Genomic DNA, 25769 nt, shown 5'->3' with positions numbered 1-25769 from the left:
TCCTGTCCCCCGCTTAGTGTTCTGCGTTCAATCATTCATTTATCAATTTTACTCATGAAGAAATCCGGTCAGCGGTGAGGATGCACTTGCACCTCTCTCCAGAGTTCTTCCCATACCGGAAAGATATGCACTTCTTCCTGCCTCAATAGCTTTCTTAAAGGCTTCCGCCATAACACGGACGTCTCCTGCAGTTGCAATGGCTGTATTTGCCATAACTGCTGCAGCACCCATTTCCATAGCCTCACATGCCTGTGACGGGCGGCCGATTCCTGCGTCCACGATGATCGGAAGGTCGATCTCGTCGATAAGGATCTGGATGAATTCTTTTGTACAGATTCCTTTGTTGGAACCGATTGGAGAGCCAAGTGGCATTACACAGGCAGCTCCTGCATTCACCAGATCTCTGGCTGCATTCAGATCCGGATACATGTATGGCATAACTACAAAGCCCTCTTTTGCAAGGATCTCTGTTGCCTTGATGGTCTCGTAGTTATCCGGAAGAAGATATTTGGAATCATGGATAACTTCGATCTTTACAAAATCTCCGCATCCAAGCTCGCGGGAAAGTCTTGCGATACGAACTGCCTCTTCTGCATTTCTGGCTCCTGATGTATTCGGAAGAAGAGTAACATTCTTCGGAATATAGTCCAGAATGTTCGCAAGTCCACCCTCATTTGCACGACGCAGGGCAAGTGTTACGATCTGAGTTCCTGCTTTTTCAATACATGCTTTTACAAGCTCCAGGGAAAATTTCCCGGAACCAAGGATAAAACGGGAAGTAAACTCATGGCCTCCCAGGATCAGTTTGTCTTCATTTGTGTTTGCTGTTGTCATTTTTTATGTCCACCTTTCTTTATGTCTGTTTGCAGAAAATATTTCCACCGATTTATAACCAGCACCTTCTTCTGCCAGATCATTCTTCATCTGCATTTTTTCAGTAACTTATCTGTCAGTTACTGCCGTGGTATATATACCTAATTTTATCTCTATAGCGACATCAGCAGCTTCCGCCGCCCATAAACTGCAGAATCTCCACAACATCGCCATCTTTCAGTACTGTTGTATCGTAAGTATCTCTCTTAATGATTTCTTCATTCAGCTCTACTACAACCTGCACCGGAACATAGTTACATGCTTCCAGATATTCTGTTACTGTCACCGGCTTTTCCAATGTTCTGCTTTCACCATTTACTGTGATCATGATCTCTCCTTTCCGGAAACTTCAAAAGCTATTCGTCAATAAAAAAGAGTTCACAAAGAAATACACCCGCGGTGGTGCACCCCTTCATGAACTCAGTTCACTCTCAAATTTCCCAATATTCAATTGTCGATACCGGGGTTAAAAGCGTTCGCTCTTGATCCCTTCCCTGTAAATCCTGATCTTACGTATTCAATCGGATAAAAACATCCGCATCCAATAAAAAAGGAGATACACCAAAGTATCTCCCGTAAATTCATCTTATACGTTCCTACGTTGGCATTATCCAAATCAGGTATAAGGGTCGAAGTTGAAGACTTCCTCTCAGCCTGCCATCACAAGCTCCCCTGTTATTTACATGAGTTAGTATAAGACGAATTATGATCAATGTCAAGAGTATTAAATTTTCTCACAATAGTTCCAATTTGTTCTAAACTATAGTACACTGTTAATGCTGCCAACCCTCCAGCAGAAAGGAGGTGAAGTCCAGTGTGCGAATTAATCATCACATTTTTTGTTTCTGTTACGGCGGATATAGTTAGCTACTATATTCGCAAATGGCTGGACAGAAACGACAGGCAGTAACAGCCTGAAAGGCTTAAGCCCCCTTACATAACGGCATAGAAAACCCCGGAAGTGTGCGAGACTTCCGGGGTTTTCGTTTTTGCCAATGTTTGAATTTCATCACATTTCTTAGCTACTATCATCTTATGCTTTCTATACTAATTTGTCAACCGAATTTTATTAACGGCATCATCATAGGATGTTACTGTTATTTATAAGCAGTGAATCCCAGATCTTTCATTGTCAGATTTAAATTCTTTTTCAGATAATCATTTGCTACTTTCATTGTCGCTTTCATCATAATATTGGAAGAATCCTGCAGATCTGTCATCGCTTTTTTTCCGTTTGTATACAAGAAAGTCAGATTCTGACCTTTATAAGCAGATGCTTTTGTAGAAGAAGTCACCAGCAGAAAGACTTCATTTGTAGACAGGGCGGACTTCACACTGACCGTATCAGATTTCACACAGTTTCCGATAATATCCAGTCCGGCAAGGATTCCATCTGAAGGCATAGAGAGCATCATCCCAATATCTATCTTATCTTCTTTCTTCAGATAACCGATCATCAGAGTACTTTCTTTATCTACTTTGACATTTATAAACTGATTTCCGTCTTCAGTATATTTGCCTTTCTGACTGATGTATTTTTTCAATTTGCTATAATTCTGCGTCAATCTGGTATTAGCCGAGGTCGGATTCTTTACAGTAACCTTGCAGGTGAATTTTCTGCCACCAAGAGTCGCTGTGATAACCGCTGTTCCTGTTTTTACCGCGGTGATCTTTCCGACAGAAGTTATCTTGACAACATTTGTGTTGCTGCTCTTCCATGACGGTTTCAGACTGGTGCCTTTGATCTTCAGTGTATAAGTTTTTTTCGATGCCAGTGTCAGGCTGGTCTTATTCAGGGTGAGATAATTCAGACCTGCGATTGCTGTCAGACCTTTTTCATTATATCTACTCCAGATCGTATTTTTTCCGGATTTCCGGTAAGCTCTCACTGTGTAAGTATAGCTTACTCCGGTACTTACTTTTGTATCGGTAAACGTAACATTTTTGCTTCCTGTGAGGGTTTTTACTGCTTTCCATCCGCTGTTTCCGGTCTTGCGGTATACCCGGTATCCGGCAACTCCTTTTACCTGTTTCCAGCTGAAAATAATCTTATTCCTGCCGGAGATCTTAATAGAAGACATAGCCGGCGTTGCTACGTTTATCGCCGCCTGTACTTCTGTCGCACTGATCAACTCCGGAACCGCAGCTGGTGCCGCCGTTGCAAGCATAAAACCTGTCAAAATGCCACATAAAGCTTTTTTCCAATTTCTTCTCATACGCTTTTTTCCTTTCTGCTTTGTGGTATATCTGGATTCCCTAACAAATATAGTATACATTATAAAAATTATTCCTGCTATGATATTTTTCGCCGAATCAGGGCTTTTGGTGAAATTCGGCAGTTTCTACAATGGCTTGACACTCCCCTCAACTAAAGCAGGGGGATTCTTGCTTCTCCCACTACTGCATTGGCAAACACCTTACGGTACTGCAATGTCTTACACAGTGTCCACAAGCTATATTTATACTGTTCCCGTATGCCCTACGGTACAGTTTTTATCTTTATGCAGACTGCATCTGCAGTCCTTTTTTCAGAATATTGATACTTGCATTCGTATCCCGGTCATGAACCGCATGGCATTTGGGACACTCCCAGATACGAATGCCCAGATTTTTTATCCGTGGATCTCTGTAGCCACAACAGCTGCAGGTCTGACTGCTCGGATACATCGTTGGTACTCTGTGAATTTCATTTCCATACCAGCCAGCTTTATATTCCAGCATTTCAAAAAATTTTGCCCAGGAAACACTCGCTATCGATTTTGACAGTTTATGATTCCGGATCATCCCCTTAACATTCAGATCTTCAATACAGATGGTTTGGTTTTCACGCACCAGCATCGTTGACTGTTTCTGCAGGAAATCATTCCGCTGATTGGTTACTTTCTCATACACTCTTGCCACCCTGATCCGCTGCTTCTCGCGGTTATGGGAATCTTTTTGTTTTCGGGAAAGCCTGCGCTGTTCTCTTATGAGTTTTCGCATTGAGCGTTCCAGATATCTGGGATTTGATACCGTATTTCCATTACTGTCGGAGTAGAACGCTTTGATTCCGACATCAATCCCTATCGTTCCGCCAGCATTTGAGCGTGGTTCCGGTTCAAAATCAACATTTAAAACCGCAAAATATTTTCCAGCCGGTGTGTGCTCAATTATCACGTGATTAATCTTTTCCACTTCCATCGACTGCCGTATTTTAACAAATCCAAGTTTCGGAAGTTTGATATATCTTCCCACAATACGAATATTATCTTTTTGATTTACCGTTCTGTATGACTGGAACCGGTTATGTTTACTTTTGAAGGTTGGATAGGAAGCCCGTTTCTGAAAGAAATTCACAAATCCCCGGTCGAGATCCCGCAAAGACTGCTGTAATGCAATGGAATCTGCTGCTTTCAGAAAGGCAAACTCCTCTTGCTTTTTCAGTTCAGTCAGCATGGCGGAAGTCTGGGAATAGCCGATCTTTTCCCCATTTTCATAGCCTTCCTTACGCATGGCAAGTCCCCGGTTGTAGATGAACCGGCAACATCCCAGGGTCTGATGGATGAAGTTTTTCTGTTCTCTGTTCGGGTAGATCCTGAATTTAATTCCTTTTTGCATTATCCCATCTTATCCTTTTGTCTCTGCGATGTTTTCTGGTTTTCAATATACTGTTTTACTGTTTCCAGCGGAGCACCGCCCACCGTCGATACAAAATAGCTGTTTGTCCAGAGAGTCGGCATTTTCGTTTTAAGATAGGGAAATTCCTGTCTTAAAATTCTGGACGTATAGCCTTTAAATGACTTTACAGCTTTGTGGATGCCAAACTGAGGATCTACTTCCAAAAACATATGAACATGGTCTGGCATGATCTCCATTTCCAGGATGTCTACAGAAAGATTTGCAGCATACTCTGTGAGCAGCTCCTCCAGCCGGACGTCCACACCATTAATTAATACTTTTCGTCTATACTTTGGACAACATACTACATAGTATTTACAGGAATAGACGACATTGTTGTTTGATTTATATGTTGTGTTCATATTTGTATTATACTATAGTTTATTAGTTAATACAATTACTATTTTGTCCATATTCCATTACTTGCATAAATTCGATGGACGCGTCTTATATCCCCATAGTTGAAGCAGGGGGTTTTACGACGCATTGGATAAAATACTATATTCCAAAACGACACAAAAAAATCGCCGAACCCCAGTAAAATCAAAAGGTACAGCGATTTTTTTGTTTAGCAACTGTCAAAGACAGGAGTATAAAACGGTTTCTGACCAATGTCAAGCCAGAAAGATTTAAGCCCTCTTACATTGTCTGATTTGCCAGACAGAATTCTTATAATTCCGGAACCACTGTCGTCCATAGATGATTTCCTATTTTCTGGAAATCCCCCTCCAGTGACATCACAGTTACTACTACATCTTTATCCGGAAATGCTAGGCAGAACTGACCATAATTTCCATCGGATCGATAGGAACCGGCTTCCGGATTCATTACAAACTGATATCCATATCCAAAACCGGAATAAAGATTTCCCGGACTTCCTGCCGCTGAATTGTCTACCAGATTGGACGTTGCCATCTTCATGTACGACTCTGGCACCAGCTGTTTTCCATTATAATTTCCCTTGTGAAGAATCATCTGCCCATACCGGGTAAACTCATCAATATTCACATAAAGTCCATTAGCCGCATGCACATGCCCTTTCGGACACAAAGTCCAGTCTGGATTTCCAATTCCAAGCGGCTCAAAAAAGCGATTTCTCAAATATTCCAGAAGATTAACTCCCGCACGTTTTTCAATCGCACAGCTGATCATATAAGTATTAAAATTGCTGTACAGCCATTCTGTTCCCGGTTTTTTTATCACTTTCGCATTCTCGAAGAAATATCGGATCCAGTCCGGAGTTGTGTAACGCTCCGGCCAGTCACAGAAAAACAGAGAGCTTTCCAAACCTGTAGTCATTGTCAGCATATTTTCCAGCGTTACATCCCCCAGATATCCTTCCGGATTCTCCGGTGCATACTCTGGAAAAATATCCACAATCTTCTCATCAAGTCGAATCAGCCCTTCATCAAGTGCGATTCCTGCCGCGCAGGACACAACACCCTTGCAGGCAGACCAGGTGTTAAGGCGTGTCTTGACCGGCATTCTTTTATATTCTGCCGTTAACTGTCCTTCACGCCATATCTGCGCATACATAACATTGAGATTTTCTTTTAAAGTTTTGATAGCAAATTCATTGATCAGGTTCTGGTCTTTATTCATAAACATTAATCCTCCCACACACTTGTTTCCATCTTTACATCAGGACTTACACTTCTAAACCATCCGTAAGCCATGCATACTACAATGGCTATCAGACTGATGATTACTACCGGAAGTTTCAGGCTTCTGCAAGAATTGATAAAAATGCAGATATATGCAAACAGGCTCAAACAGCAGAGGAAATAATATTTTCCGTTAGAAATATGCATTGGTGATTTTTCCCATGCTTCTGCATGTTTTTTCGGAAGCTGGAAATAAGCATAAATCTGCAGAAATGCCAGTGCTGATGCCAGAAGCATAATATTATTTACAACATCACTGATAGAAAAGTCCAGTAACACAGGTAATATTCCCATAAGATAAGTAAATGTCATCAGTTTCCAGTAAGCCCCTCTTCTGTTCTGAGCTGCCCATGATTTCGGAAGCCATCCATCTTTACAGGACTGTGCAACCGGAATACAGTTATTGGAAATTGTTGAATTAATGGATGAAGACAGTGCAAGTACCGGACCACCAATCATAAATACTGTGAAAAGTGCCGGATTTAAAATATTTTTTGCAACCAGGGTAAGCGGCTGTCCGGCTACCTGATCCAGCGGAAGCACACCACTTGCTACAATTGCAACACCGCCATATACAACCATCAGTGTCGGAATACAGTACAGAAGTGCCTTTGGAATATCTTTATGCGCTTCTTTTGCCTGTTTACCATAATTCATAATGCAGGAATATCCGTTTGTTGAATATACATACAGCATGATTGCGGAAAAGAATCCGGATGGACCATTGGAGAAAAAGTCTGGTGCTGTAAACTCAAACACCGGATTTTTCAGCTGGAGGCATCCCAGAACAATAAACAGACCAAGTGCAACAAACAGCAGGATAACCAGAATTTTCTGTACCTTCGCCATTACATCCACACCACACAGATTGATGGCAAAGAACACACTCAGGGCTGCAATTCCAAACCATTTCGCATTAATCTGCGGCCACAGGGAATTTGCATACATACCAATTGCCACACCATAAGTCGCCAGATTGATCGTCTGTGGCAAAAATCCTACTGCATACATACCGGCAACTCGTTTGCCGGCCATATCTCCTACCAGAGAATAAAATCCTCCTCCAAGTTTCAGTGTAGATGTGATCCATGGAATTGGTGCAATCATCATAAATCCCCAGATACATGCAGCTACATATGCCAACCATGCTGACTGACCAGTCAAAAGAATTGCCGGTCCGATCAGTGTCAGAACACCCGATCCAATCGCCTGTCCTACACCGATTGTATAAAGATCACTTCGTTTCAGGTAACCTGTTTTTTCTTTTATTTCCTTTACTGTTGACGACATAAAAGCCCCCCTTTTTTATTGACTTTAATATTAATAGTGTAATTAATTCTTTTTCTGACGTCATGTGAATTATTTAATGCTATATTAGCATCTAGGTTTCAAGATTTCTATTGACAATATTATTAAAAATACACACTTTAATTTGTGCATTATTTACATCTCTTTTTATATTAAGAAGAATTTTTTACTCCATTATATTGTAATCAAACTTTACACCTGTTATAATTTATTATACTAATCGTACAGTACAGGAGGTTTTCATGAAAATAGAACAGTTGATCCGTGAAAAAGTATCTTTCCTTTCTGCCGGTCAGAAGAAAGTCGCCGAATATATATTACAACACCTTGATTCATTCAGTTATTCCACCCTTGCGAAACTCAGCAAGGAAATTTCCGTAAGCGAAACCACTATCATACGCCTTGCCTATTCCCTGGGATTTGAAAGTTTTTCTGAAATGCAGCGTACTGTACAGAATGATATTCTTTCCGTTCCTACGGTTATAAAAGACGATTCACTACTGGATAGCGGAAATTTTTATCAAAACATCATTGCCAACGAACTCCATTCCATGGAAAGCTGGGCATCTCATCTGAATCAGGAAGATATGGATCAGATTGTTACCCATCTGAGCAATGCCAAAAAACGCCTCATTGTTGGTGCACGCTCTTCCTACAGTGCCGCTCTCTGGATGGGAACTCTGTTGAATCAGCTTCTTGGAAATACCAAGGTGGTTCACGAATTTTACGATTCCAATTTCGAATATCTCACAGAAGCATCCGAGGATACAGTTGTTCTTCTGATCTCTTTTGCCCGCTATACCAAATGGTCTCTGAAATATGCACAGATTGCCAAAAATCATGGTGCAAAGATACTCGCCATCACAGACAGCATTTCATCACCGGCATGGGCGCTAGCAGACCACGCTATCATTACAGAGATCAATCTCAATGAAATGGGATTTAACTCCTTCTCATGCCTCTATTGTCTGTTTGACAGTATTGTTGCAAAAATCCGCAAAACCAGGTGCAAATCCATCAGTACACGACTTCATGACCTGGAAGAACTTTATTCAGACTTTGATCTTTTTTACGAATAATAATTTCAGGGGGGGATTATCATGCAGGAAATTTTAGATATTTTTCTTGAGAAATCAAAGCAACATCATTCCAATATCATCTACGCACAGATATATAAAAATGATCTTCTAAAAGAAGAATTCAGACTTTTTCCGGTCAAAACCCGTTTAAATATATGGTCTATCAGCAAGCCTTTTGTTGCAATGGCCACAGGTATCGCAGAACGTGAAGGACTGATCACTCTTGATGAATACATTTATCCCTGGTTTGAAAAATATTTCCCTTCCGACCCTTCTGAAAATCTGTACAAGATAAAGATCCGTGATCTTCTTACCATGTCATCCGGTCAGAAAGATCCGCTCTTTTTCTGCGATGGACCAGAGCGATACAGAGAAAAGGACTGGGTGAGATATTTCTTTCAGAATGATTCTTTTCCATATACACCCGGTACTCATTTTGTGTACAGCAATTTTTGTTCCTATATTTTATCTGTTCTTCTGGAAGAGAAATCCGGAACGGGTCTGCTGAATTATCTGCGATATCGTTTCTTTGAACCGGTTGGCATTCCGAATCCGGACTGGACCCTCTGCCCTCAGGGACATTGTATGGCAGCTAACGGACTGTATCTGACGATTGATGAATTGGCTCGTTTTGGACATCTGCTTCTGCATGAGGGTTCCCTGAACGGAAAACAGATCGTCCCAAAAAAATTCGTGATTGATGCCTGTCAGAAACATATCGATTCTTACAATCCACTGACAGAGCATCCGGATTACCAGAGCTATGGTTATGGATATTTCATATATATGGGACCTATGGAAGATACACTGATCCTGTCCGGCAATTACGGCCAATACTGCGTCGTTGATAAAAAACGTCAGATGGTATCCTGTGTCATGTCCCTGGATGGCAATGACCACAAAAAAATCCGTGATGACCTGGTGGATTCTCTTGCAGAATATTACGGTGTGAAAATTTCACATATATAAAAAAATGCCGCTCCCGCGGCCATATCATATGATATTCGCAATCCGCTCCGCTACTTGCTCATAAAAAAATGCCGCTCCCGCGGCCATATCATATGATATTCGCAATCCGCTCCGCTACTTGCTCATAAAAAAATGCCGCTCCCGCGGCATTTTTTTATATCACTAACCAATCCTCAACCATAGCTGTATTATGCAGCAGTACTGCCTCATTTCCCTTCGTTACAAAAATCCTCTGCACAAACACATCCACAACTTCACCTTCCCGGACGGGTTCTTCGTCAAGGCTTCTTCTGGCGCTGAGTGTAGTGTTTCCTACACGGACTTTCAGTTCCAGGCTGCTGCCGCGGAATGCGACTCGTTCTACGATGCCCTCTGTTGCGGAGCTTTTATATTTCTGTTCCTCGTTCTTCTTAGTCACTTTTACAAACTCCGGACGGACAATGGCTTTTTCGCCTCCTGGAACTTCCTCGAAGTGATTGAACACCTGGTAATCATCAATCACTGAAGTCTGCCCGAAAAATCCCGCCGTAAACGCAGTATCCGGATTCTGATAAACCTCCAGTGGAGTTCCCTTCTGCTCGATCCGTCCACGGTTAGTAATAATAATTTCATCCGCCACCTCAATAGCCTCATCCTGGTCATGGGTAACAAAAATACTGGTGATCCCTAGCTTCTCGATCATATCCTTCAGCCAGCTTCGAAGCTCCGTACGGATCTTTGCATCGATCGCCGCAAAAGGCTCATCCAGAAGGAGAAGCTGCGGATTCGGAGCCAGAGCCCGGGCAAAAGCAACTCGCTGTCTCTGACCACCGGACAGCTGACTCGGATATCTTTTCTCCAGGCCCTTCAGCCCGATCAGCTCTACCAGTTCCATAACCCTCTGCTTAATATACTTCTTATCCGCCTTCTGCACCTTCAGGCCAAATGCAATATTATCATACACCGTCATATACCGGAAAAGAGCATAATTCTGGAACACAAATCCAATGCCTCGCTCGCTGGCAGGCACATCATTGACCACTCTTCCGTCGATGATAATCTCACCGCTGTCCGGCTGCTCCAGACCGGCGATCATACGGAGAATCGTAGTTTTTCCGCTTCCGCTGGGCCCCAGAAGACCGATCAGCTTCCCCTTTTCGATACCAAAGCTTACGTTATCAGATGCCTTGTAATCCCCATATGTTTTATTGATATTTTTTAACTCAACGTACATCGCCTTTTTCCCCCTTTCCTTTATGCTCCAGAACATTTCTTGCGATCAGAAGGATCACCGCCAGGATCACAAGGATCGAAGAAACCGCAAATGCCGGAACATACTGGAATTCGTTATAAAGAATTTCCACATGAAGCGGAAGTGTATTTGTTTTTCCACGGAGATGTCCGGACAGTACGGACACAGCTCCAAACTCTCCCATGGCTCTGGCTGTACACAGCACAACACCATAGAGAAATGCCCACTTGATATGCGGAAATGTCACCTTGGTAAAAATCGTCCAGCCTTTTGCTCCCATCAGTGCTGCCGCCTCTTCCTCATCGGACCCTATGGATTCCAGAACCGGTATGATCTCTCTGGACACAAATGGAAATGTGACAAAGATCGTTGCCAGGACAATTCCAGGAACTGCAAACACGATCTGTATCCCTGCACTTTCAAGAACAGAATAAAGAGGACTCTGCTTTCCAAAAACCAGGATATAGATAAGACCTGCGATAACCGGTGATACCGTAACCGGAACATCAATCAAAGTGGTAAGGAGCTTTTTTCCCCGAAAATGAAATCTGGTCATTGCCCATGCCGCACACAGACCAAAGATCGTGTTGCATACAACAGCCGCAGCCGTCGCCCCAATGGTCAGCTTCAGCGCTTTCAGCGTGTACTCATCTGTCACCGCCTGCACGTAGCACTGCCAGCCCTTGCTCAGCGCCTGGGTTACAACAACCACCAGAGGCAGTACCAGCATCACAAAAAGAAAGATCACGGAAATCCCGATAAGAATCCATTTCACCGGCCCGGAAGCCTGCTTCTTTTTTTCATCCATTATGCATCCCTCCCTCTGATACGTTTCGTATTTCTTGCCTGCACCAGATTCACACCAAACAGGATCAGGAATGATACTGCCAGTGTAACCAGTGCGATAGCTGTTGCGCTTTCATAGTCAAACTCCTGAAGCTTTGACATGATGATCAGTGGCGTGATCTCTGTATAGTAAGGTTTGTTTCCTGCGATAAAAACAACACTTCCGTATTCTCCCAGGCAGCGTCCGAAGGCAAGTCCCGCCCCGGAAAGCATTGCCGGCAGAAGCTCAGGAAGAATAACTCTGCAAAAAACGGTGAATGGCTTTGCACCCATGACACGAGCCGCCTCCTCATAAGAACCGTCCAGCTTCTCCAGAACCGGCTGAATGGCCCTGACTACAAAAGGGATTCCCACAAAGATCAATGCCACCGTGATACCGATCCTGGTATATGCGATCTTAATACCGAAATTTGCAAAAAAGCTTCCCACCAGACCTTTATCGGATGTCAGGGATGTCAGTGAGATACCGGCAACCGCAGTCGGCAGTGCGAAAGGCAGCTCGATCATTCCATCCATGATCCTTTTTCCCGGAAAATCATATCTTACCAGCACCCACGCAAGGACCAGTCCCATAATGGCATTGATCACTGTGGCCGCAAATGCGGTAATAAAGCTTACATAGAATCCGGACAAAACCCTCGGCCGTGTGATCACCTCAATAAATTCCCGAAAACCCAGCCGCGCCGAGTATACTGCCAAAGACGCAAGAGGGATCAGAACTACGATACTCAGCATCGCCAAAGTCACTCCCATTGTCAGTCCAAAGCCTGGTATCACACGTTTACTCTGTTGTTTCTTCATTTCTGTCTCCCCGCTTTTCTATTCTAAGTTTCTGGTCTGTTACAAATTCCCGGTCTGCTGCAAATCTCTGACTCTTCTACAATTCTCTAATCTGTTGCAAATCTCTGACTCTTCTACAACTCTCTGATCTGTTACAAAATCTCAGGCTCTTCTACTCTTCATAGATCTCATCAAACACTCCGCCGTCTGCGAAATGCTTTTTCTGAACTGCATCCCAGCCGCCGAAATCTTTGATCGTTGTCAGCTTCACCTTCAGATCAAAAGTATCTGCATGCTTTTTCAGGATCGTCTGATCAACCGGCCTATAGTAATTCTCCGCGATCAGCTCCTGAGCTTCATCGGAATACAGATATTTCAGATATGCTTTCGCAGCTTCTGCATTATCATGCTTTTTCACATTTTCATCTACAACAGCAACGGATGGCTGTGCCAGGATACTGATGCCCGGCGTTACGATCTCGTAATCATCCGGATTATCCCTTACAGAAAGAAACGCTTCATTTTCCCAGGCGATCAGCACATCCCCCTGCCCGTTTTCCACGAAAGAGGTTGTGGCACCTCTTGCTCCGGAATCCAGAACCAGGACATTTTTGTAAAGCTTCTTGATAAAGGCTTTCATCTCTGTCTCGTTGCCGTTATATTTCTCATTGGCATAAGCCCAGGCTGCCATGTAATTCCAGCGGGCACCACCGGAGGTTTTCGGATTGGGGGTGATCACCCCCACACCATCCTTTGTCAGATCATCCCAGTCGTGGATATTCTTCGGATTTCCCTTCCGAACAAGAAATACAATGGTGGAAGTATAAGGAGCACTGTCATCCGGATATTCATCGATCCAGCCCTTGTCGATCAGACCGGCATTCCGGATCGCATCGATATCATATTCCAGTGCAAGTGTCGCCACATCTGCAGGAAGTCCGTTGGAAATCTCAAGGGCTTGCTTTCCGGAACCGCCATGAGACTGAATCACATCCACACTCTGACCTGTTTCCTCTTTCCAATATTTTGAAAAAATCTTATTATATGCTTCATAAAATTCTCTGGTCGGATCATAGGACACATTGATGATCTCCACATGATTTTTATCCTTTGTATTGTTTCCCGATACTGCAAAAGTTCCTGCCAGTACCACTGCTGCCAGTGTGATACAGACACCTGCAATGCGTTTTCTTTTCATGATCTGTGTACTCCTTTACAACCACATTTTTATTTAGAAATCTTTTTCCCAACAATGTAAATGCTTCATTTCGCTGTCAAATCATACCTGTTCTTTCCGTTTACTGTGGTTCTGCAATTTTTTTTGAATTGAATACATTAAACCATATTATTCCCATTAATTAAATAGGAATATCTGAAAACGTTTTCACGAAATACTCTGGTCATAGCGCAACTGCATCCTGTCTGTCACTATATCTGCGCATCCGCAATCCTCAGATACAATAATCGCTCCACATACTGTCCTCCTCACTGCTGCAGCTGTTCCGTATCATCAGTCTGCCTTCCAGCTCCATTCGCACAATACCGGAATGTCCGCCCTTTAGTCGGTCCAGCAGCAGGTATAATGCAAATTTTCCCATATCCTCCTTGGGCAGGCTCACCGTTGTCAGCATCGGTCTGGTAAACTGTGCCTCCTGTATATCATCGCTGGATATGATCGAAGGCATATAATACCGGTTCCGAAATTTATTCAGGCACTTCAGCATTCCGATCGCCGAAATATCATTGGCACAGTAGATTCCGGTTGGCATGTCGTCCGACTGAAAGAACTTTTCCATAGCCTCGTAGCCCTCGGCCTCAGTCTGCTTTGTTTCGATAACATACTCCGGTATCACATCCAGATCATGCTTCTTCAGTGTTTCCAGATATCCGTTATACCGGTCTTCGCTATGGCACTGGCCAATATATCCGATATTTTTGTGACCCAGGGAGATCAGATATTCCACTGCCGCTGCTGCGATCTTTTTCCCATCGCAAAGGACCTCATCCACTTCATAATTGGTAGAATTCCGGTTCACCGATACCACACTCTTATACTTCTTATTCAGCTTCTTCAAAGCCTCTTTATTACATCTGCCGATGATGATCAGTCCGTCCCTTTTCCCTTCCACCTCATCATACATTCCGTCGATCAGCCGGTCCAGATTCTCCCTTCGGCACTTCCGGTCATCGGAAAACACAGACATATACCATACTTTGGAAAGAATACAGTTTTTATCATGGATCTCACTTTCGATCACCCGAAGGAGCTCCGCAAAAAACGGATCCGTTGTGGAAGAATCGGTTCTTGTCATCAGGATATTGATGTACCAGGTTTTCTCCTGCTTTGCGGAAACGCCTTTTTTCAGATTCCGGGCCGCCTCGTTGGGCACATAATTCATCTCGATAGCTGTTTTCCATATCTTGTCCCTGAGTCCGGAAACAGAACATTTATAATTGGGATTGTTTAAAACTCTGGAAACCGTCGCCGGTGAAACCCCTGCCTTTTCTGCGATCTTCTTGATGGACATGTACCCGTCCCCTCCCTCTGAAAAAAGTCTACCCGCTACCAGTCCTGTAAGCTGCTCAACGTCATCTATGTAACTCAGCATCATCAGTGTAACAAAACTTTTTATCATTCCTTATTTCATAGTAATTAAATATGTTTTATATGATAATAAGAGTTTTGAAAAAAGTCAATCTTATTTTGTGAAAACGTGTTCTTTTTTTTTGCTGCATCTTCCAGTATACCACCCAGATTCTGCGCCTTGCCCATCTCATTTAGCATTACATTACCAAGCAAGGCACACTACAAAAAAATACCTTACACAGAGTTACTGTGGAAGGTATTTTTTGCGATCATCACTTATTATTGTCCTTTAATTTTCTTTTGATATATTCTTCTATCAATTCCAATAATTGTTTACCCGTTTCTATCTGTTCTTCTGCTTCTTCTCTTGTTGCAATATAAAAATCATCATAATCGCTGGCATGTCTGATTTCTTCTGCTTCTACGATTTTTCGTCCAAGTTTTCTGGGAAAAATCTCTGTTTTAATATAATTCTTATTGAAATTTGCTAATGCATCTTTATGACGTTTATATGCATTTCCATCTAGTGCATGTATTGCTGAAATTGCATGATAAATACCATAATATGCCCGATTATTAGCACCTCGAAATTCTTTTGCATTCAAAAGAATTTCCGCAGCTTTAATATCACTTTGGGCAGTTTCAATCCGATAAAAAATAAGATCTTTCTGCGTTCCTTTTTCATCAGGCTGCATCAAATAATTTTACCCCCTCTTTCTTTACATTTGCATAAAATGGATAAACATCAACCCAATTCAGAAAATGTTTTTCACTTTTTGCAATTGGCTTAATATCAAGATCATGATCCATATTAAAATCAAAAGTTTCTCCTGCCAATTCATGACGATACTGCTTAATATCTATATCAGACAGATCAAGGAGAATCATAATATCGATATCAGAATCTTCTCTATAATCTCCTCTGGCATATGAGCCGTATAAAATAACACTTTTCAAATGTTTCCCATATATTTTCTGTAATATTTTTGTGTATTGTTCCAACAATGTCTTCATCGATACCGGCATAATCCCGCCCCCTTCTATCTGATAAAACATCTTTATTCGATAACCACTATTTCTTCCATTTAATTATACGCTTTTATATCATTATTCCGCAATGAAATTTTTTCGACATAATTCTCCAGACATACAAAAACAGACTGAGAACCTGATATATATTCTTATCAAGCTCCAGTCTGTTTTGCGTGCTCAAATATATAAGATATAACTATGCGCAAATAACAAATGCGGATTGCTAATATCCCTTGAATTATTTAACCGTTACCTTACAGGTCAGTTTTTTAGAACCACTCTGAACGGTGATGGTTGCAGTCCCTTTTCGGATGCCTTTTACAACACCTTTGGATGTGACAGTTGCGATTTTTTTGTCGGATGATCTGTAAGTGACCTTCTCATCAGTATTTCTTGGTGTTGCAACGGCTTTGATGGTGAAGGTTTTTCCTCTGTTCACGGTCTTTGTTTTTGGTACACCGGTGAGTTTTGTTGTTTTGATCTTTGTGACCTTAACAGTGACAATAACTTTTTTACTTCCGGCTTTTACTGTGATCTTTGCAGTGCCGACTTTCTTTCCTGTGATAACACCCTTGGAATTTACTGCTGCGATCTTACTGTTGGAGGAACTGTATGTAATCTTATCCTTGCTTGTAACCGGCTTCAGAACAGGTTTCAGAGTTACTTTTTTTCCTTTGACTACACTGACTGTGGACTTCATGTTTGTAATCGCCTGTGTAGTGACTCTGACTGTAACCAGTATATTGGTCTTCACGCCACTATTCAATGTGATCGTCACCCATGTTGAACCGTTTTTATTTTTTGCGGTAAGTTTAAATGTGCCGTTCTTATTCACATTGGAAACGGTTACAAGGCCGGTGTCCTTCGGTGTTACACTCTTCAGATAATCGCCGTTGGCAAAATCAGATACCCGGATAGCTGTAGTAGACTGTCCATTTTTTAATGTAACCTGATCCGTATTTACACTCATATTGTAGGTCCGAGTTTCTCCCCAGTCCTGAAAACCACACCGTTCACATTTAAAATGCTGCTGGTAATCCGCTGTAAAAAATATCGGAGTTGGATTTCCTTTGCTGACAGTGTGTTTGCCTGAACCATGATTTACCCATTGCTCGTCCGTAAATTTATGTCCCAGTTCCGGAATGAGCACATCGCTGTCCTGCTGTATTTCTTCTTTTCCATCTTTATCCAAAAAATGTTTCCCGCAGGATGTACAACGATAGGTATCCTTCATTCCCGGATTCAGACACTCCGCCGGATATCCCTTTTCTAATTCCAGAATGTGCTCATTCGTCATCGGTATTATCAGCTCACTATCTTCCGTAACCTTCTCGGTTCCCTTTTCATCAAAGAACATCTGCTGACAGTAATCACAAATATAGTAACTTTTTCTTCCCTCATTTGTACAGGTTGCTTCATATCCCTCAATATATCTCATTGTATGATTCTGAGGTTCTGTCGGAATCATCAAATCTGCTTCTTCTACTATCTGAGTTCCTTCCTGATCAAGGAAATATTGATAACAATTATTGCAGTAATAATAAGCTTCCATACCTCCATGTATACAATTCGGCTCATTTTTCTCATGGTATTCCATCTGATGCCCCAATGCCGGAATCATGATATCCTTCTCTGAAATCTCCGTTTCACCATTCCAGTCAGAAAAATTTTTGCCGCAGGTTTCACAATGATAATATGACTGATTGCCTGACTGTGTACAGGTTGCGCTTTTTCCTGCATAATAGGTCAGATTATGACCCAGTTTACTGATAGTCAGACCGCCCCATACTACACTTGAACCTTCTGCATTACAAAAATCCCTGCCACATACTTCGCAGTGCCAATATTGATAGTTTCCATCACTTGTACAGGTTGGCTTAGATTCTTTATGAAAGGTAAGTGGATACTTTATGTTATGGAACGAAAAACTGTTTTCCGTAGCATATGTTTCCGCCGTAGAACCTTTATGTCCCATAATAAGAATATTCTGCTTTGTACCATCTGCATTATAACCAAATGCCTTTTTTTCTATCACTGTGGATGCATTCGCAATGTAAACACTTCTCAGATATGTACAATTAAAAAATGCATTGGTATCAACATGTGTTATATTGTCCGAAAGAATGATCTCTGTCAGACTGGTACAGTTGGAAAATGCTCCATATGGAATTTCTGTAAGATTCTTTGAAAATTTGATTCGATTTAAACCACAATTCTCAAACGCAGACTCTTCAATCGTTGTTACGCTGTCTGGTAAAGTTACTTCTCCCAAAATCGTGTCAGTGAATGCATTCTTTCCAATCTTTGTCACCCCATCTGGAAGTATGATATTTTGTAAGGAGCTACATTCCCAAAATGTACCCTTTTTTATCTCAGTTATATTCTTTGGAATATTTATTGATTGAAGATTAAAATTCCAGTTAAATGCACTTTCTCCGATATCTGTTACTGTATCTGGAAGTTCAATACTTCTAAATTTACAATAAGAAAAAGCCGCATTTCCTATCGTTTTCAGACCTTCTGGAAAATAGATCTTTAATATTTCACTATTAAAAAATGCACTGTTTCCTATACTCGTTATATCTTTTGGTAACTTAATTTCTGTTAAACCACATTGCCAAAATGCCCTATTGCCAATCTCTGTAATGCTATCCGGCAAAACAATATTCTCTAATCGTCCACATCCAAAAAACATCTCTTCGCCTATACGTTTCATGTTTTCAGGTAATTTCACACTTCTTAAATCCCAACATCCATAAAATAACCCATCACCCACATCTATTACTGTTTCTGGTAATACAAAATTTTTTAATGCACAGCCACTAAACGCATAGTTACCTATTTCCGTTATATTGTCTGATAATTTAATACTACTATCCTTTAAACTACTACATCCTCTAAATGCATTTTCTTTTATACTTGTCACGTTATCCGGAATATTAATATTTTCCAAACTACTACATCCACTAAAAACATTACTTTCTATAGTTGTTATTCCCTGAGGAATATTAATACTCTTCAAGCTACTACACTCTTCAAATGCACCATATCCTAGATTAACAATTCCATCCGGCAAAGTAATTTCTTTTAAATTACTGCATCCTGAAAATGTATAGTTTCCCAAACTTGTTAAACTTTTTGGCAATGTTACACTGGTTAAATTCTTACAACCTGCAAATACACCATTCCATGACCTATATTCAAGTAATGTAATTCCCTCTCCAATTTCTACTCTTTTAACCCTTTGATCACTAATGAATCGATCCGAAGATAGCTCTCCACTCCCCTCAATCACAAGTCGTCCATCCTCATAAAGTTCATAAGTAGCATTATTTCCATTTCCAAAACTTCCACAACTAACAACTTCCGAACTTTCGCCCGCACCGACAACTGCTGCTTCTCCGTCTGAAAAGTCGTCTTTCACATCTGCCTGTAATTCTTCTGTATCAGAATTATCTGCTTCCGCGTCCTTCTCCAGTTCTTCGGTGCTGTCCTCAAATAGTTCAAGGTTACTGGTGTCATTATCCTGCGAATCCTCTGAAGCTATTTCCGTTCCTTCTGCTTCATCTGTCTCCGCCTGGAATTCCTCAGCCGCATACACAGACACCGTCTCCACCGGGGCCGACGCTGTTGTCAGGATCATAGCCGCAGACAGCAGCCATGCAATATTCTTTTTCTTCATAGATTTCCCCCATTTTCAAATTCACATTTATAATAAAATTATAAATTTCCCATCACATTTAATCAAGCTTTGTTTAGAATATTTTTGTCATATTTTGTCTGTTTACAGACATTTTTTAACATTTTTTCTACTATAAAAAACCCGGCAGCTGCACATGTGATAACTCTCCATGTTTCATCTGCCGGGCTTCTGTTTTTATTTTCTTTTGTATTCTTTCACTGTTATGGCGATTTTACGTACGCCTGCTTCATCGTTACTTCACCGTTATCTTACAGTTCAGTTTTTTCGCTCCGCTCTGCACGGTGATCACGGCCGTCCCTTTTCGGATTCCCTTTACAACACCTTTGGAATTTACCGTAGCGATCCTGCGATCCGAGGAACGGAAAAGAATCTTTTCGTCGCTGTAATACGGCACGGTCACTGCCTGGATCGTATATGTTTTTCCACGAAGTATGGTTTTTGTTTTGGGCACGCCGGTCATCTTTGCGGTCCTTACTGCGGCAGTATTGTTCAAAAAACGGAACCCATTTTTCTTTGCGTAAGTCTGAGCAGTAGAACCCTTTTTTCCGGCAATGACAAAAGTTTTATTTTTTCCACTATTGAAATTATAGCCGATCGCTTCTTTTTCTATCACTGTTTTACTGTTGAGGATCGTAATCTTTTTCATTGCCAGGCAATCATAAAAAACATGGCTTCTGATCTTTTTCACACTGGCAGGTACTGTAATATTCCCCAGTTTTCGACAATTACTGAATACACCGTTCCCGATCTCTGTAAGCTTCTTCGGCAACGACACCTTTCTGAGATCTGGACAAAAAGAAAACGCACCTTCACCAATAACCGTAACACTGTCCGGAAAGCTTACTCCTGTCAAACCGCAATGCCGAAAGGCCGCTCTTTCTATCCTGGAAACGCCCTGTCCAAGCGCAACCTTTTTCAGTTTCATATCTGCCTCAAATAACGATTCCGGTAATATTTTCACACTTCCCGGAATGATGACAGATTCCAGACTGTTACAGTAACTGAAAGCATATTCATCAATTTTTGTTACAGTTTTCGGTACATCCAGGCTCATAAGCTTACTCTGGTAAAAAGCATATGCACCAATGCTTTTCAGTCCATCAGGAAGCTTGATCCTGGTGATCGCAGTATCTCCAAATGCTCTTACCCCAATACTCCGCAGAGTTCCCGGCAACGAAATCCTCTTCATATTTCTGCAGTCTGAAAAGGTTCTGTCACCGATTCCCGTGATCCCAGATGCAACGGTTACTGTTTTTATCATTGCTGATCTGTATGAAAAATCATCGGTAACCTTAACCTCCCCTTTTCCCTGTATCTGCAGGTTTCCATTGGAGTACAACCGGTAAACAGCTTTACTTCCACAGGAGCCCTTCGCAACAAGCTTTGCAGTGCTCTGCACACCTGCTGCCGATGCTTCCTGTGCATATTCAGCCGCATAACCAGTCTGTGCATGTACAGCCACAGAAGATACACAGGACCCTGTCAGGATCATTGCCGTTGATAACAGTATTGCGATTTTTTTCCCAAACATAAAAGCTCCCTCCCTGAGAATCAATCGGATATCCACGATCTTCTCCCATGTAGCAACAAAAGGACCGACATACATCCGGTCCTCATGTTCATTATTTAGAATCTGTTGGTTAATCCAACCACATACATATCTTCTTTATATTCCGGGATCTTCACAAGAAGTCCTTCTGCAGTATCTTCAGTTTCTACCTTCACTGCCGGATCAAATGGTCTCAGCGCCCCGTGATAGCCCTTGATCAGGAATTCATTGGCACCTTCCTTCAGATGATCTGCAAACACATTCAGATTTCCGTCTTTCTGTGTATAATGGAGCTCGATTCCACTCTCAAGCAGCTCAGATTCACGGTCACTGCAGCGTGTTCCGTAAATACCGTCATGGTTTACCTTCAGCCATGCACCCAGGATCTTCAGTCTTCTTACCTGCTCCTCCGGGATAGTTCCATCTGCCTTCGGGCCGATGTTCAGGAGAAGATTTCCGTTATTTGCCACTGTTCCGACAAGAAGTGAGATCAGATCCGGAACAGAGATCAGCTTGTCATCGCCTTCGTTGGCATTATAACCGAAGGATAAGCCCATTCCACGGCACATCTCCCATTTCTCATTTCTGTTTACAGAACCGGATTTATATTCCTTAGTAAGGAAATCGTGATAACGTCCGTTGAAACGGTCATTTACCACACCCTCCGGAACCTTATTGTAATAATGTGCAAAGAAATACGGCATCATCTCTTCACTCTGTGTCGGCCATCCGATATCATTCCAGAACACACTCGGTGCATAATCATCTACAAGCTCTTTCATCTGATTATAGGAATAATCTGCATATGCAAATGTCGGGCTGGCTGTTCCAAACAGATCATCATCCTCAAAAATAGGATCGTTTGCATACTGCCAGTCGATCAGTCCGGAATAATACAGGCCCATGCGGATTCCTTCGTCACGGACAGCTTCTGTCAGCTCACCGGTGATATTTCTCTTCGGTCCCATTTCTACGGAATTGAAATGTGTATATTTACTTGGGAACAGGCAGAATCCGTCATGATGCTTGGTTGTCAGAACAACATACTCCGCACCTGCTTCTTTAAAAATCTCTGCCCACTGCTTCGGATCCCAGTTTTCAGCTTTCCACATAGGAATAAAATCTTCGTATTTGAAATCTTTTCCGTATTTTTCTATATGATGCTTATATGTAGGGCCTTTTCCAATGTTCAGAGAATTGTAATACCATTCTGCATACGGATTATCCGCAAACCATTCCTTAGAATCAACCTCTCCCAGCTCCCATGTATGCGGTGCAAATGCCGGCACGGAATAAATTCCCCAATGGATAAAAATTCCAAATTTACAATCCTCATACCATTTTGGAACTGTGTGTGCATTTACAGAGTTCCAGTTTCCTGTGAATCTTACATCTCCCATAATTAAAATACCTTATCCTTTCTGTCCTTTCAAAAAGACATTATAATTTACTTGCTTCCCCCAACAGCTATTCTACTGTGATCTTCAATACCACCGGCATATCTCCCGCCTCAATAACCCCTCTTCCGCAGGAAATATCCAGTTCTTTATTTCTCGCAAATGCCGGATGCAGATCTGTTCCGAGGATCTCAATATCCCGGATCGTGGATTTCAAAAGCTTCATATCATTGCCAAGAGCTTTAATATGGATCTCTCCATCCTCCGGCCAGTGCAGAACAGTCGCATAAATATGATTGCTCTTACTTGTAAAACGGATATCCTCAGAAGTAAAGTGCTTATCATAGGTATCCGTGAAATGTCCCTCCGGAACCACCGTCGGTCCCTCTCCGAATGTCTTCCAATATCTGGTTCCGTATATCGCCTCTCCGTTTACCTTCAGCCATTTTCCCATTTCTCTCAGGATATGTGCATCCTCTTCCGGAATTGTTCCATCCGGCTTCGGTCCGATATTAAGAAGAAGTGCACCATTTTTGCTGACTACATCGATCAGATCCAGCACTACATCGGAAGGCTTCTTATAATCATTTCCAATTGTATAGCCCCAGGAGTTCTTAGCTACAGACGTATCATTCTGCCACAGATCCGGCGTGATATGGTCTAACTGACCTCTTTCCAGATCATTGACTGCGCTGCCGTAAACATATGCGTCAAATTTGGCATCAATAGCTGTTTCTTTTCCCCACTGTGCAGAACGGTTGTAATAATATGCTGCAAATTTACGAAGATACGGTTTCCATGCATACTGCTGGATCCACCAGTCAAAATACACGATAGATGGCTGATATTTATCCACGATCTCGCAGGTGCGGACAAGCCAGTCCTGCATATGCTCCTCTGTCGGAGGATTGTCATAAATATCACTCATATCTCTGGTGATTCCTGCTGCCGGCCCATAAAGATCCGCATATTCCGGATCATTGACATCAGCCTCCGGGATCTGACGACCTCCGTTAAAGAACCAGTAATGCTCTGCTCTGTGAGAAGAAGCACCGAGAACCATTCCCTCTTTCTCAACCTCTGTCTTCAGCTCTCCGAGAATATCTCTTTTCGGTCCCATCTCAGCAGCGTTCCAGCGACAAAGGTCACTGGCATACATCTGAAATCCATCGTGATGCTCCGCTACCGGAACTACGAATTTCGCCCCCGCCTCTTTAAATAAGGCCGCCCATTCCTTCGGATCAAACTTCTCAGCCTTAAACTGAGGAATAAAATCCTTGTAACCGAATTTATCCAGAGTTCCGTATTTCTCTGTATGATGCAGGTTCTCCTTAGAGCCTTTCACATACATATTTCTGGGATACCATTCATTTCCGAAAGCCGGAACACTGTAAACACCCCAGTGGATAAAAATTCCGAATTTATCTCTTGCATACCACTTCGGCGTAGGATGCTCACAGAGAGAATCCCAGGTATCCGTGTATGGTCCCTGTGCGATCACCTCATCGATCAGAGAAAGGTATTCTTCTTTTTTCATCTGTTCGTCCTCTTTACATCTTTTATTTATATTGTATGGATGCCTCTATGTTATCATCAAACCTTTTGGTTGTATATGCCCAACAATTCACAAATAAAACGTTTCGTTTTTATATAAAACATACAACAAAAAAAAGACCTTGATGATGTTTTTATTCCAACTTCATCAAAGTCTTTTCTTTTTTACATAATATTCTCTTCGATCACCTTTTCGATCCGTCTCTTCACTTCTTCTGCGAGCTCTGTGGTATGCATATCTTTGTATTCCTCATAATACATCGGAGGAAGGATATGCACCTGTACGGTGATCCTCTCTGTAGAACCGGTATCAAAAGCCTTAAAGGAATCGATCAGTGCAACCGGAACGATCGGGCATTTCGTCTTGGTGGCAGTCTTGAAGCTGCCGCCCTTGAACGGCCCCGGATGATTTCCGTTTTTACTTCTGGTTCCCTCCGGAAAGATCAGATAATTACGACCAGCCTTCACTTCCCGTATTACATTGACGATGACCTGCATGGACTGCTTCAGGTCTTCCCTGTCAATGATAAAGGCCTTCATACAGGCAAAAACCTGCTTCAGAAAAGGAATCTCTCCAACTTCCTTCTTGGCAACTACCGAAAAAGGAACCGGGCATGCCCGGATGATCGCCAGCACATCAAACAGTCCCTGGTGATTCGGAAAAAACATAAATCCCTTTTCTTTTGGGATATTTTCAGCTCCATGCACATCAATATGGATATTTCCGCCTTCGATGGCATGCTCATCTACCAGTCTCAGGAATGCGTATTTCTTCTCTTCCGGATAATCATCTGTATGCGCTGCATACCAGCAAAGCTTGATCCACCAGTAAGGAACAAAGACTATATTTCTGAGCACCATCAGCAAAATCCGCTTCATTCTTACATCCTCCCGCCTCTGCTTTATCCGTTCAGTTTCCCTGCGATCTTATCCTCGTATCCCGGATTCTTTTTCAGAAAAACCTCATAAGCCTTTGTATAATCTGTATAGGTTTTCGTAGTCATAAATTTCTGATAATCCTTAGCAGCCTGCTGGCTGATCTTATCTGAAATCTCAGAAGGCGCATACAGATAATACTTTTTGTCCTGGACCTTTACAAGATAGGTACTGATACATGGATATTCCTGCTCGTTCTCCAGAACAAGATTATAGCGGATATAAACATAAGAATAATTTTTGTTTTCAGAAATGGAGCCACAGCTGTCGATATTTACATCCTTTACTCCATGGGCCTGAAAATATTTTATCGTGGAGGAAATCTCTGTTTTCGCCTCATCCGATAACTTATCCGCACTGTAACAGCTCTGCATCTTTTTATTCTTGCCTGCTGCTGCCGCTTTGATGTAGCCTTCCACAACCCCCTCCGGAGTTCTGTGGCTGATCTTTCCGCAGCCTCTGGCCGCCAGAACGATCACCAGCAGGATCAGAATGATCCCCGCCAGTGTCGCAATGTGGACAAAATTCAGTTTTTTATTAGAGTATTTCAGCTTCTTTACTGATTTTTTTCTGCGTTTTTTCTTTGTCGTCGTCATGACTTATC

At 42.1% G+C, this 25769-nt stretch carries 22 protein-coding genes and 1 riboswitch; of the genes, 2 read left to right on the top strand and 20 right to left on the bottom strand.

Translation table 11 applies throughout. The features are described 5' to 3' along the window. Nucleotides 1-48 precede the first annotated feature (48 nt). The 7 genes from NQ489_RS00290 to NQ489_RS00260 all read right to left on the bottom strand — a co-directional run bounded on the left by NQ489_RS00290 (nucleotide 49) and on the right by NQ489_RS00260 (nucleotide 7484). On the bottom strand, nucleotides 49-834 hold the full coding sequence (locus tag NQ489_RS00290; RefSeq protein WP_021650468.1) for a thiazole synthase: 786 nt from the start codon (nucleotides 832-834) through the stop codon (nucleotides 49-51). 163 nt (nucleotides 835-997) lie between these two features. After that, nucleotides 998-1201 carry a sulfur carrier protein ThiS gene (gene thiS / locus NQ489_RS00285; RefSeq protein ID WP_015526603.1) on the bottom strand — a complete coding sequence of 68 codons (204 nt, stop codon included), beginning with the start codon at nucleotides 1199-1201 and terminating at the stop codon, nucleotides 998-1000. Nucleotides 1202-1449: 248 nt separating this feature from the next. Continuing rightward, nucleotides 1450-1557: riboswitch (TPP riboswitch) on the bottom strand. Nucleotides 1558-1970: 413 nt separating this feature from the next. Further along, nucleotides 1971-3089: a fibronectin type III domain-containing protein gene (locus NQ489_RS00280; protein ID WP_139148867.1), complete on the bottom strand. Its 1119-nt coding sequence runs from the start codon at nucleotides 3087-3089 to the stop codon at nucleotides 1971-1973. Nucleotides 3090-3372: 283 nt separating this feature from the next. Next, nucleotides 3373-4470 (bottom strand): IS200/IS605 family element RNA-guided endonuclease TnpB, encoded by a 1098-nt coding sequence (tnpB, locus tag NQ489_RS00275; RefSeq protein WP_059086482.1) that lies wholly within the window; start codon nucleotides 4468-4470, stop codon nucleotides 3373-3375. Next, on the bottom strand, nucleotides 4470-4892 hold the full coding sequence (gene tnpA, locus NQ489_RS00270; protein ID WP_227945564.1) for an IS200/IS605 family transposase: 423 nt from the start codon (nucleotides 4890-4892) through the stop codon (nucleotides 4470-4472). Before tnpA ends, tnpB begins: the two co-directional genes overlap by 1 nt. A 307-nt stretch (nucleotides 4893-5199) precedes the next feature. Then, a complete protein-coding gene (locus NQ489_RS00265; RefSeq protein WP_198013401.1) occupies nucleotides 5200-6132 on the bottom strand; it encodes a serine hydrolase domain-containing protein in 933 nt (310 codons plus the stop codon). A 5-nt stretch (nucleotides 6133-6137) separates the two neighbouring features. Then, nucleotides 6138-7484, bottom strand: a complete 1347-nt coding sequence (locus tag NQ489_RS00260; RefSeq protein ID WP_021653084.1) for an APC family permease — start codon at nucleotides 7482-7484, stop codon at nucleotides 6138-6140. 260 nt (nucleotides 7485-7744) lie between these two features. On the opposite strand from NQ489_RS00260, the gene NQ489_RS00255 reads away from it, so the two are divergent. After that, nucleotides 7745-8581, top strand: a complete 837-nt coding sequence (locus NQ489_RS00255; RefSeq protein WP_021653083.1) for a MurR/RpiR family transcriptional regulator — start codon at nucleotides 7745-7747, stop codon at nucleotides 8579-8581. A 21-nt stretch (nucleotides 8582-8602) separates the two neighbouring features. Then, complete coding sequence (locus tag NQ489_RS00250; protein ID WP_021653082.1) at nucleotides 8603-9550, top strand: serine hydrolase domain-containing protein; 948 nt, start codon at nucleotides 8603-8605, stop codon at nucleotides 9548-9550. Nucleotides 9551-9704: 154 nt separating this feature from the next. On the opposite strand, the gene NQ489_RS00245 is transcribed toward NQ489_RS00250, so the two are convergent. The 13 genes from NQ489_RS00245 to NQ489_RS00185 all read right to left on the bottom strand — a co-directional run bounded on the left by NQ489_RS00245 (nucleotide 9705) and on the right by NQ489_RS00185 (nucleotide 25761). Further along, nucleotides 9705-10763: an ABC transporter ATP-binding protein gene (locus NQ489_RS00245; protein ID WP_021651677.1), complete on the bottom strand. Its 1059-nt coding sequence runs from the start codon at nucleotides 10761-10763 to the stop codon at nucleotides 9705-9707. After that, entirely contained in the window at nucleotides 10753-11589 is an 837-nt protein-coding gene (gene cysW / locus NQ489_RS00240; RefSeq protein WP_021651678.1) for a sulfate ABC transporter permease subunit CysW, read from the bottom strand. Before cysW ends, NQ489_RS00245 begins: the two co-directional genes overlap by 11 nt. Further along, nucleotides 11589-12428, bottom strand: coding sequence for a sulfate ABC transporter permease subunit CysT (cysT, locus tag NQ489_RS00235; protein ID WP_021651679.1), 840 nt, complete (start codon nucleotides 12426-12428; stop codon nucleotides 11589-11591). Before cysT ends, cysW begins: the two co-directional genes overlap by 1 nt. Before the next feature lie 151 nt (nucleotides 12429-12579). Beyond that, nucleotides 12580-13605 carry a sulfate ABC transporter substrate-binding protein gene (locus NQ489_RS00230; protein ID WP_021651680.1) on the bottom strand — a complete coding sequence of 342 codons (1026 nt, stop codon included), beginning with the start codon at nucleotides 13603-13605 and terminating at the stop codon, nucleotides 12580-12582. A 253-nt stretch (nucleotides 13606-13858) separates the two neighbouring features. Next, a complete protein-coding gene (locus NQ489_RS00225) occupies nucleotides 13859-15043 on the bottom strand; it encodes a LacI family DNA-binding transcriptional regulator (RefSeq protein ID WP_021651682.1) in 1185 nt (394 codons plus the stop codon). A gap of 223 nt (nucleotides 15044-15266) precedes the next feature. Then, nucleotides 15267-15692, bottom strand: a complete 426-nt coding sequence (locus NQ489_RS00220; RefSeq protein WP_044961586.1) for a HEPN domain-containing protein — start codon at nucleotides 15690-15692, stop codon at nucleotides 15267-15269. After that, nucleotides 15679-16020, bottom strand: coding sequence for a nucleotidyltransferase domain-containing protein (locus NQ489_RS00215; RefSeq protein ID WP_015526591.1), 342 nt, complete (start codon nucleotides 16018-16020; stop codon nucleotides 15679-15681). Before NQ489_RS00215 ends, NQ489_RS00220 begins: the two co-directional genes overlap by 14 nt. Before the next feature lie 244 nt (nucleotides 16021-16264). Continuing rightward, nucleotides 16265-19708, bottom strand: coding sequence for a leucine-rich repeat protein (locus NQ489_RS00210; protein ID WP_021651685.1), 3444 nt, complete (start codon nucleotides 19706-19708; stop codon nucleotides 16265-16267). A 253-nt stretch (nucleotides 19709-19961) separates the two neighbouring features. Beyond that, the gene (locus tag NQ489_RS00205) at nucleotides 19962-21260 is read right to left on the bottom strand and encodes a leucine-rich repeat protein (protein WP_198013391.1); all 1299 of its coding nucleotides are present in this window, start codon (nucleotides 21258-21260) and stop codon (nucleotides 19962-19964) included. A 95-nt stretch (nucleotides 21261-21355) separates the two neighbouring features. Beyond that, nucleotides 21356-22678 carry an alpha-L-fucosidase gene (locus tag NQ489_RS00200; protein ID WP_021651687.1) on the bottom strand — a complete coding sequence of 441 codons (1323 nt, stop codon included), beginning with the start codon at nucleotides 22676-22678 and terminating at the stop codon, nucleotides 21356-21358. Nucleotides 22679-22745: 67 nt separating this feature from the next. Continuing rightward, on the bottom strand, nucleotides 22746-24212 hold the full coding sequence (locus NQ489_RS00195; RefSeq protein ID WP_021651688.1) for an alpha-L-fucosidase: 1467 nt from the start codon (nucleotides 24210-24212) through the stop codon (nucleotides 22746-22748). 182 nt (nucleotides 24213-24394) lie between these two features. Then, nucleotides 24395-25108, bottom strand: a complete 714-nt coding sequence (locus tag NQ489_RS00190) for a lysophospholipid acyltransferase family protein (RefSeq protein WP_021651689.1) — start codon at nucleotides 25106-25108, stop codon at nucleotides 24395-24397. A gap of 23 nt (nucleotides 25109-25131) precedes the next feature. Beyond that, on the bottom strand, nucleotides 25132-25761 hold the full coding sequence (locus tag NQ489_RS00185) for a hypothetical protein (protein ID WP_021651690.1): 630 nt from the start codon (nucleotides 25759-25761) through the stop codon (nucleotides 25132-25134). Nucleotides 25762-25769 lie beyond the last annotated feature (8 nt).

The sequence above is a fragment of the Blautia sp. KLE_1732_HM_1032 genome (genome assembly GCF_025147905.1).
Taxonomy (GTDB): domain Bacteria; phylum Bacillota; class Clostridia; order Lachnospirales; family Lachnospiraceae; genus Blautia_A; species Blautia_A fusiformis.
Note: the sequence above shows the minus strand (reverse complement) of the source record. Positions and strands in the feature narration are given on the sequence as shown.

Bases quoted from the DNA above. Each gene is read 5' to 3' on its own strand.
- NQ489_RS00290 (WP_021650468.1), bottom strand. From the start codon at position 834: ATGACAACAGCAAACACAAATGAAGACAAACTGATCCTGGGAGGCCAT.
- thiS (WP_015526603.1), bottom strand. From the start codon at position 1,201: ATGATCACAGTAAATGGTGAAAGCAGAACATTGGAAAAGCCGGTGACA.
- NQ489_RS00280 (WP_139148867.1), bottom strand. From the start codon at position 3,089: ATGAGAAGAAATTGGAAAAAAGCTTTATGTGGCATTTTGACAGGTTTT.
- tnpB (WP_059086482.1), bottom strand. From the start codon at position 4,470: ATGCAAAAAGGAATTAAATTCAGGATCTACCCGAACAGAGAACAGAAA.
- tnpA (WP_227945564.1), bottom strand. From the start codon at position 4,892: ATGAACACAACATATAAATCAAACAACAATGTCGTCTATTCCTGTAAA.
- NQ489_RS00265 (WP_198013401.1), bottom strand. From the start codon at position 6,132: ATGAATAAAGACCAGAACCTGATCAATGAATTTGCTATCAAAACTTTA.
- NQ489_RS00260 (WP_021653084.1), bottom strand. From the start codon at position 7,484: ATGTCGTCAACAGTAAAGGAAATAAAAGAAAAAACAGGTTACCTGAAA.
- NQ489_RS00255 (WP_021653083.1), top strand. From the start codon at position 7,745: ATGAAAATAGAACAGTTGATCCGTGAAAAAGTATCTTTCCTTTCTGCC.
- NQ489_RS00250 (WP_021653082.1), top strand. From the start codon at position 8,603: ATGCAGGAAATTTTAGATATTTTTCTTGAGAAATCAAAGCAACATCAT.
- NQ489_RS00245 (WP_021651677.1), bottom strand. From the start codon at position 10,763: ATGTACGTTGAGTTAAAAAATATCAATAAAACATATGGGGATTACAAG.
- cysW (WP_021651678.1), bottom strand. From the start codon at position 11,589: ATGGATGAAAAAAAGAAGCAGGCTTCCGGGCCGGTGAAATGGATTCTT.
- cysT (WP_021651679.1), bottom strand. From the start codon at position 12,428: ATGAAGAAACAACAGAGTAAACGTGTGATACCAGGCTTTGGACTGACA.
- NQ489_RS00230 (WP_021651680.1), bottom strand. From the start codon at position 13,605: ATGAAAAGAAAACGCATTGCAGGTGTCTGTATCACACTGGCAGCAGTG.
- NQ489_RS00225 (WP_021651682.1), bottom strand. From the start codon at position 15,043: ATGATAAAAAGTTTTGTTACACTGATGATGCTGAGTTACATAGATGAC.
- NQ489_RS00215 (WP_015526591.1), bottom strand. From the start codon at position 16,020: ATGCCGGTATCGATGAAGACATTGTTGGAACAATACACAAAAATATTA.
- NQ489_RS00210 (WP_021651685.1), bottom strand. From the start codon at position 19,708: ATGAAGAAAAAGAATATTGCATGGCTGCTGTCTGCGGCTATGATCCTG.
- NQ489_RS00205 (WP_198013391.1), bottom strand. From the start codon at position 21,260: ATGTTTGGGAAAAAAATCGCAATACTGTTATCAACGGCAATGATCCTG.
- NQ489_RS00200 (WP_021651687.1), bottom strand. From the start codon at position 22,678: ATGGGAGATGTAAGATTCACAGGAAACTGGAACTCTGTAAATGCACAC.
- NQ489_RS00195 (WP_021651688.1), bottom strand. From the start codon at position 24,212: ATGAAAAAAGAAGAATACCTTTCTCTGATCGATGAGGTGATCGCACAG.
- NQ489_RS00190 (WP_021651689.1), bottom strand. From the start codon at position 25,108: ATGAAGCGGATTTTGCTGATGGTGCTCAGAAATATAGTCTTTGTTCCT.
- NQ489_RS00185 (WP_021651690.1), bottom strand. From the start codon at position 25,761: ATGACGACGACAAAGAAAAAACGCAGAAAAAAATCAGTAAAGAAGCTG.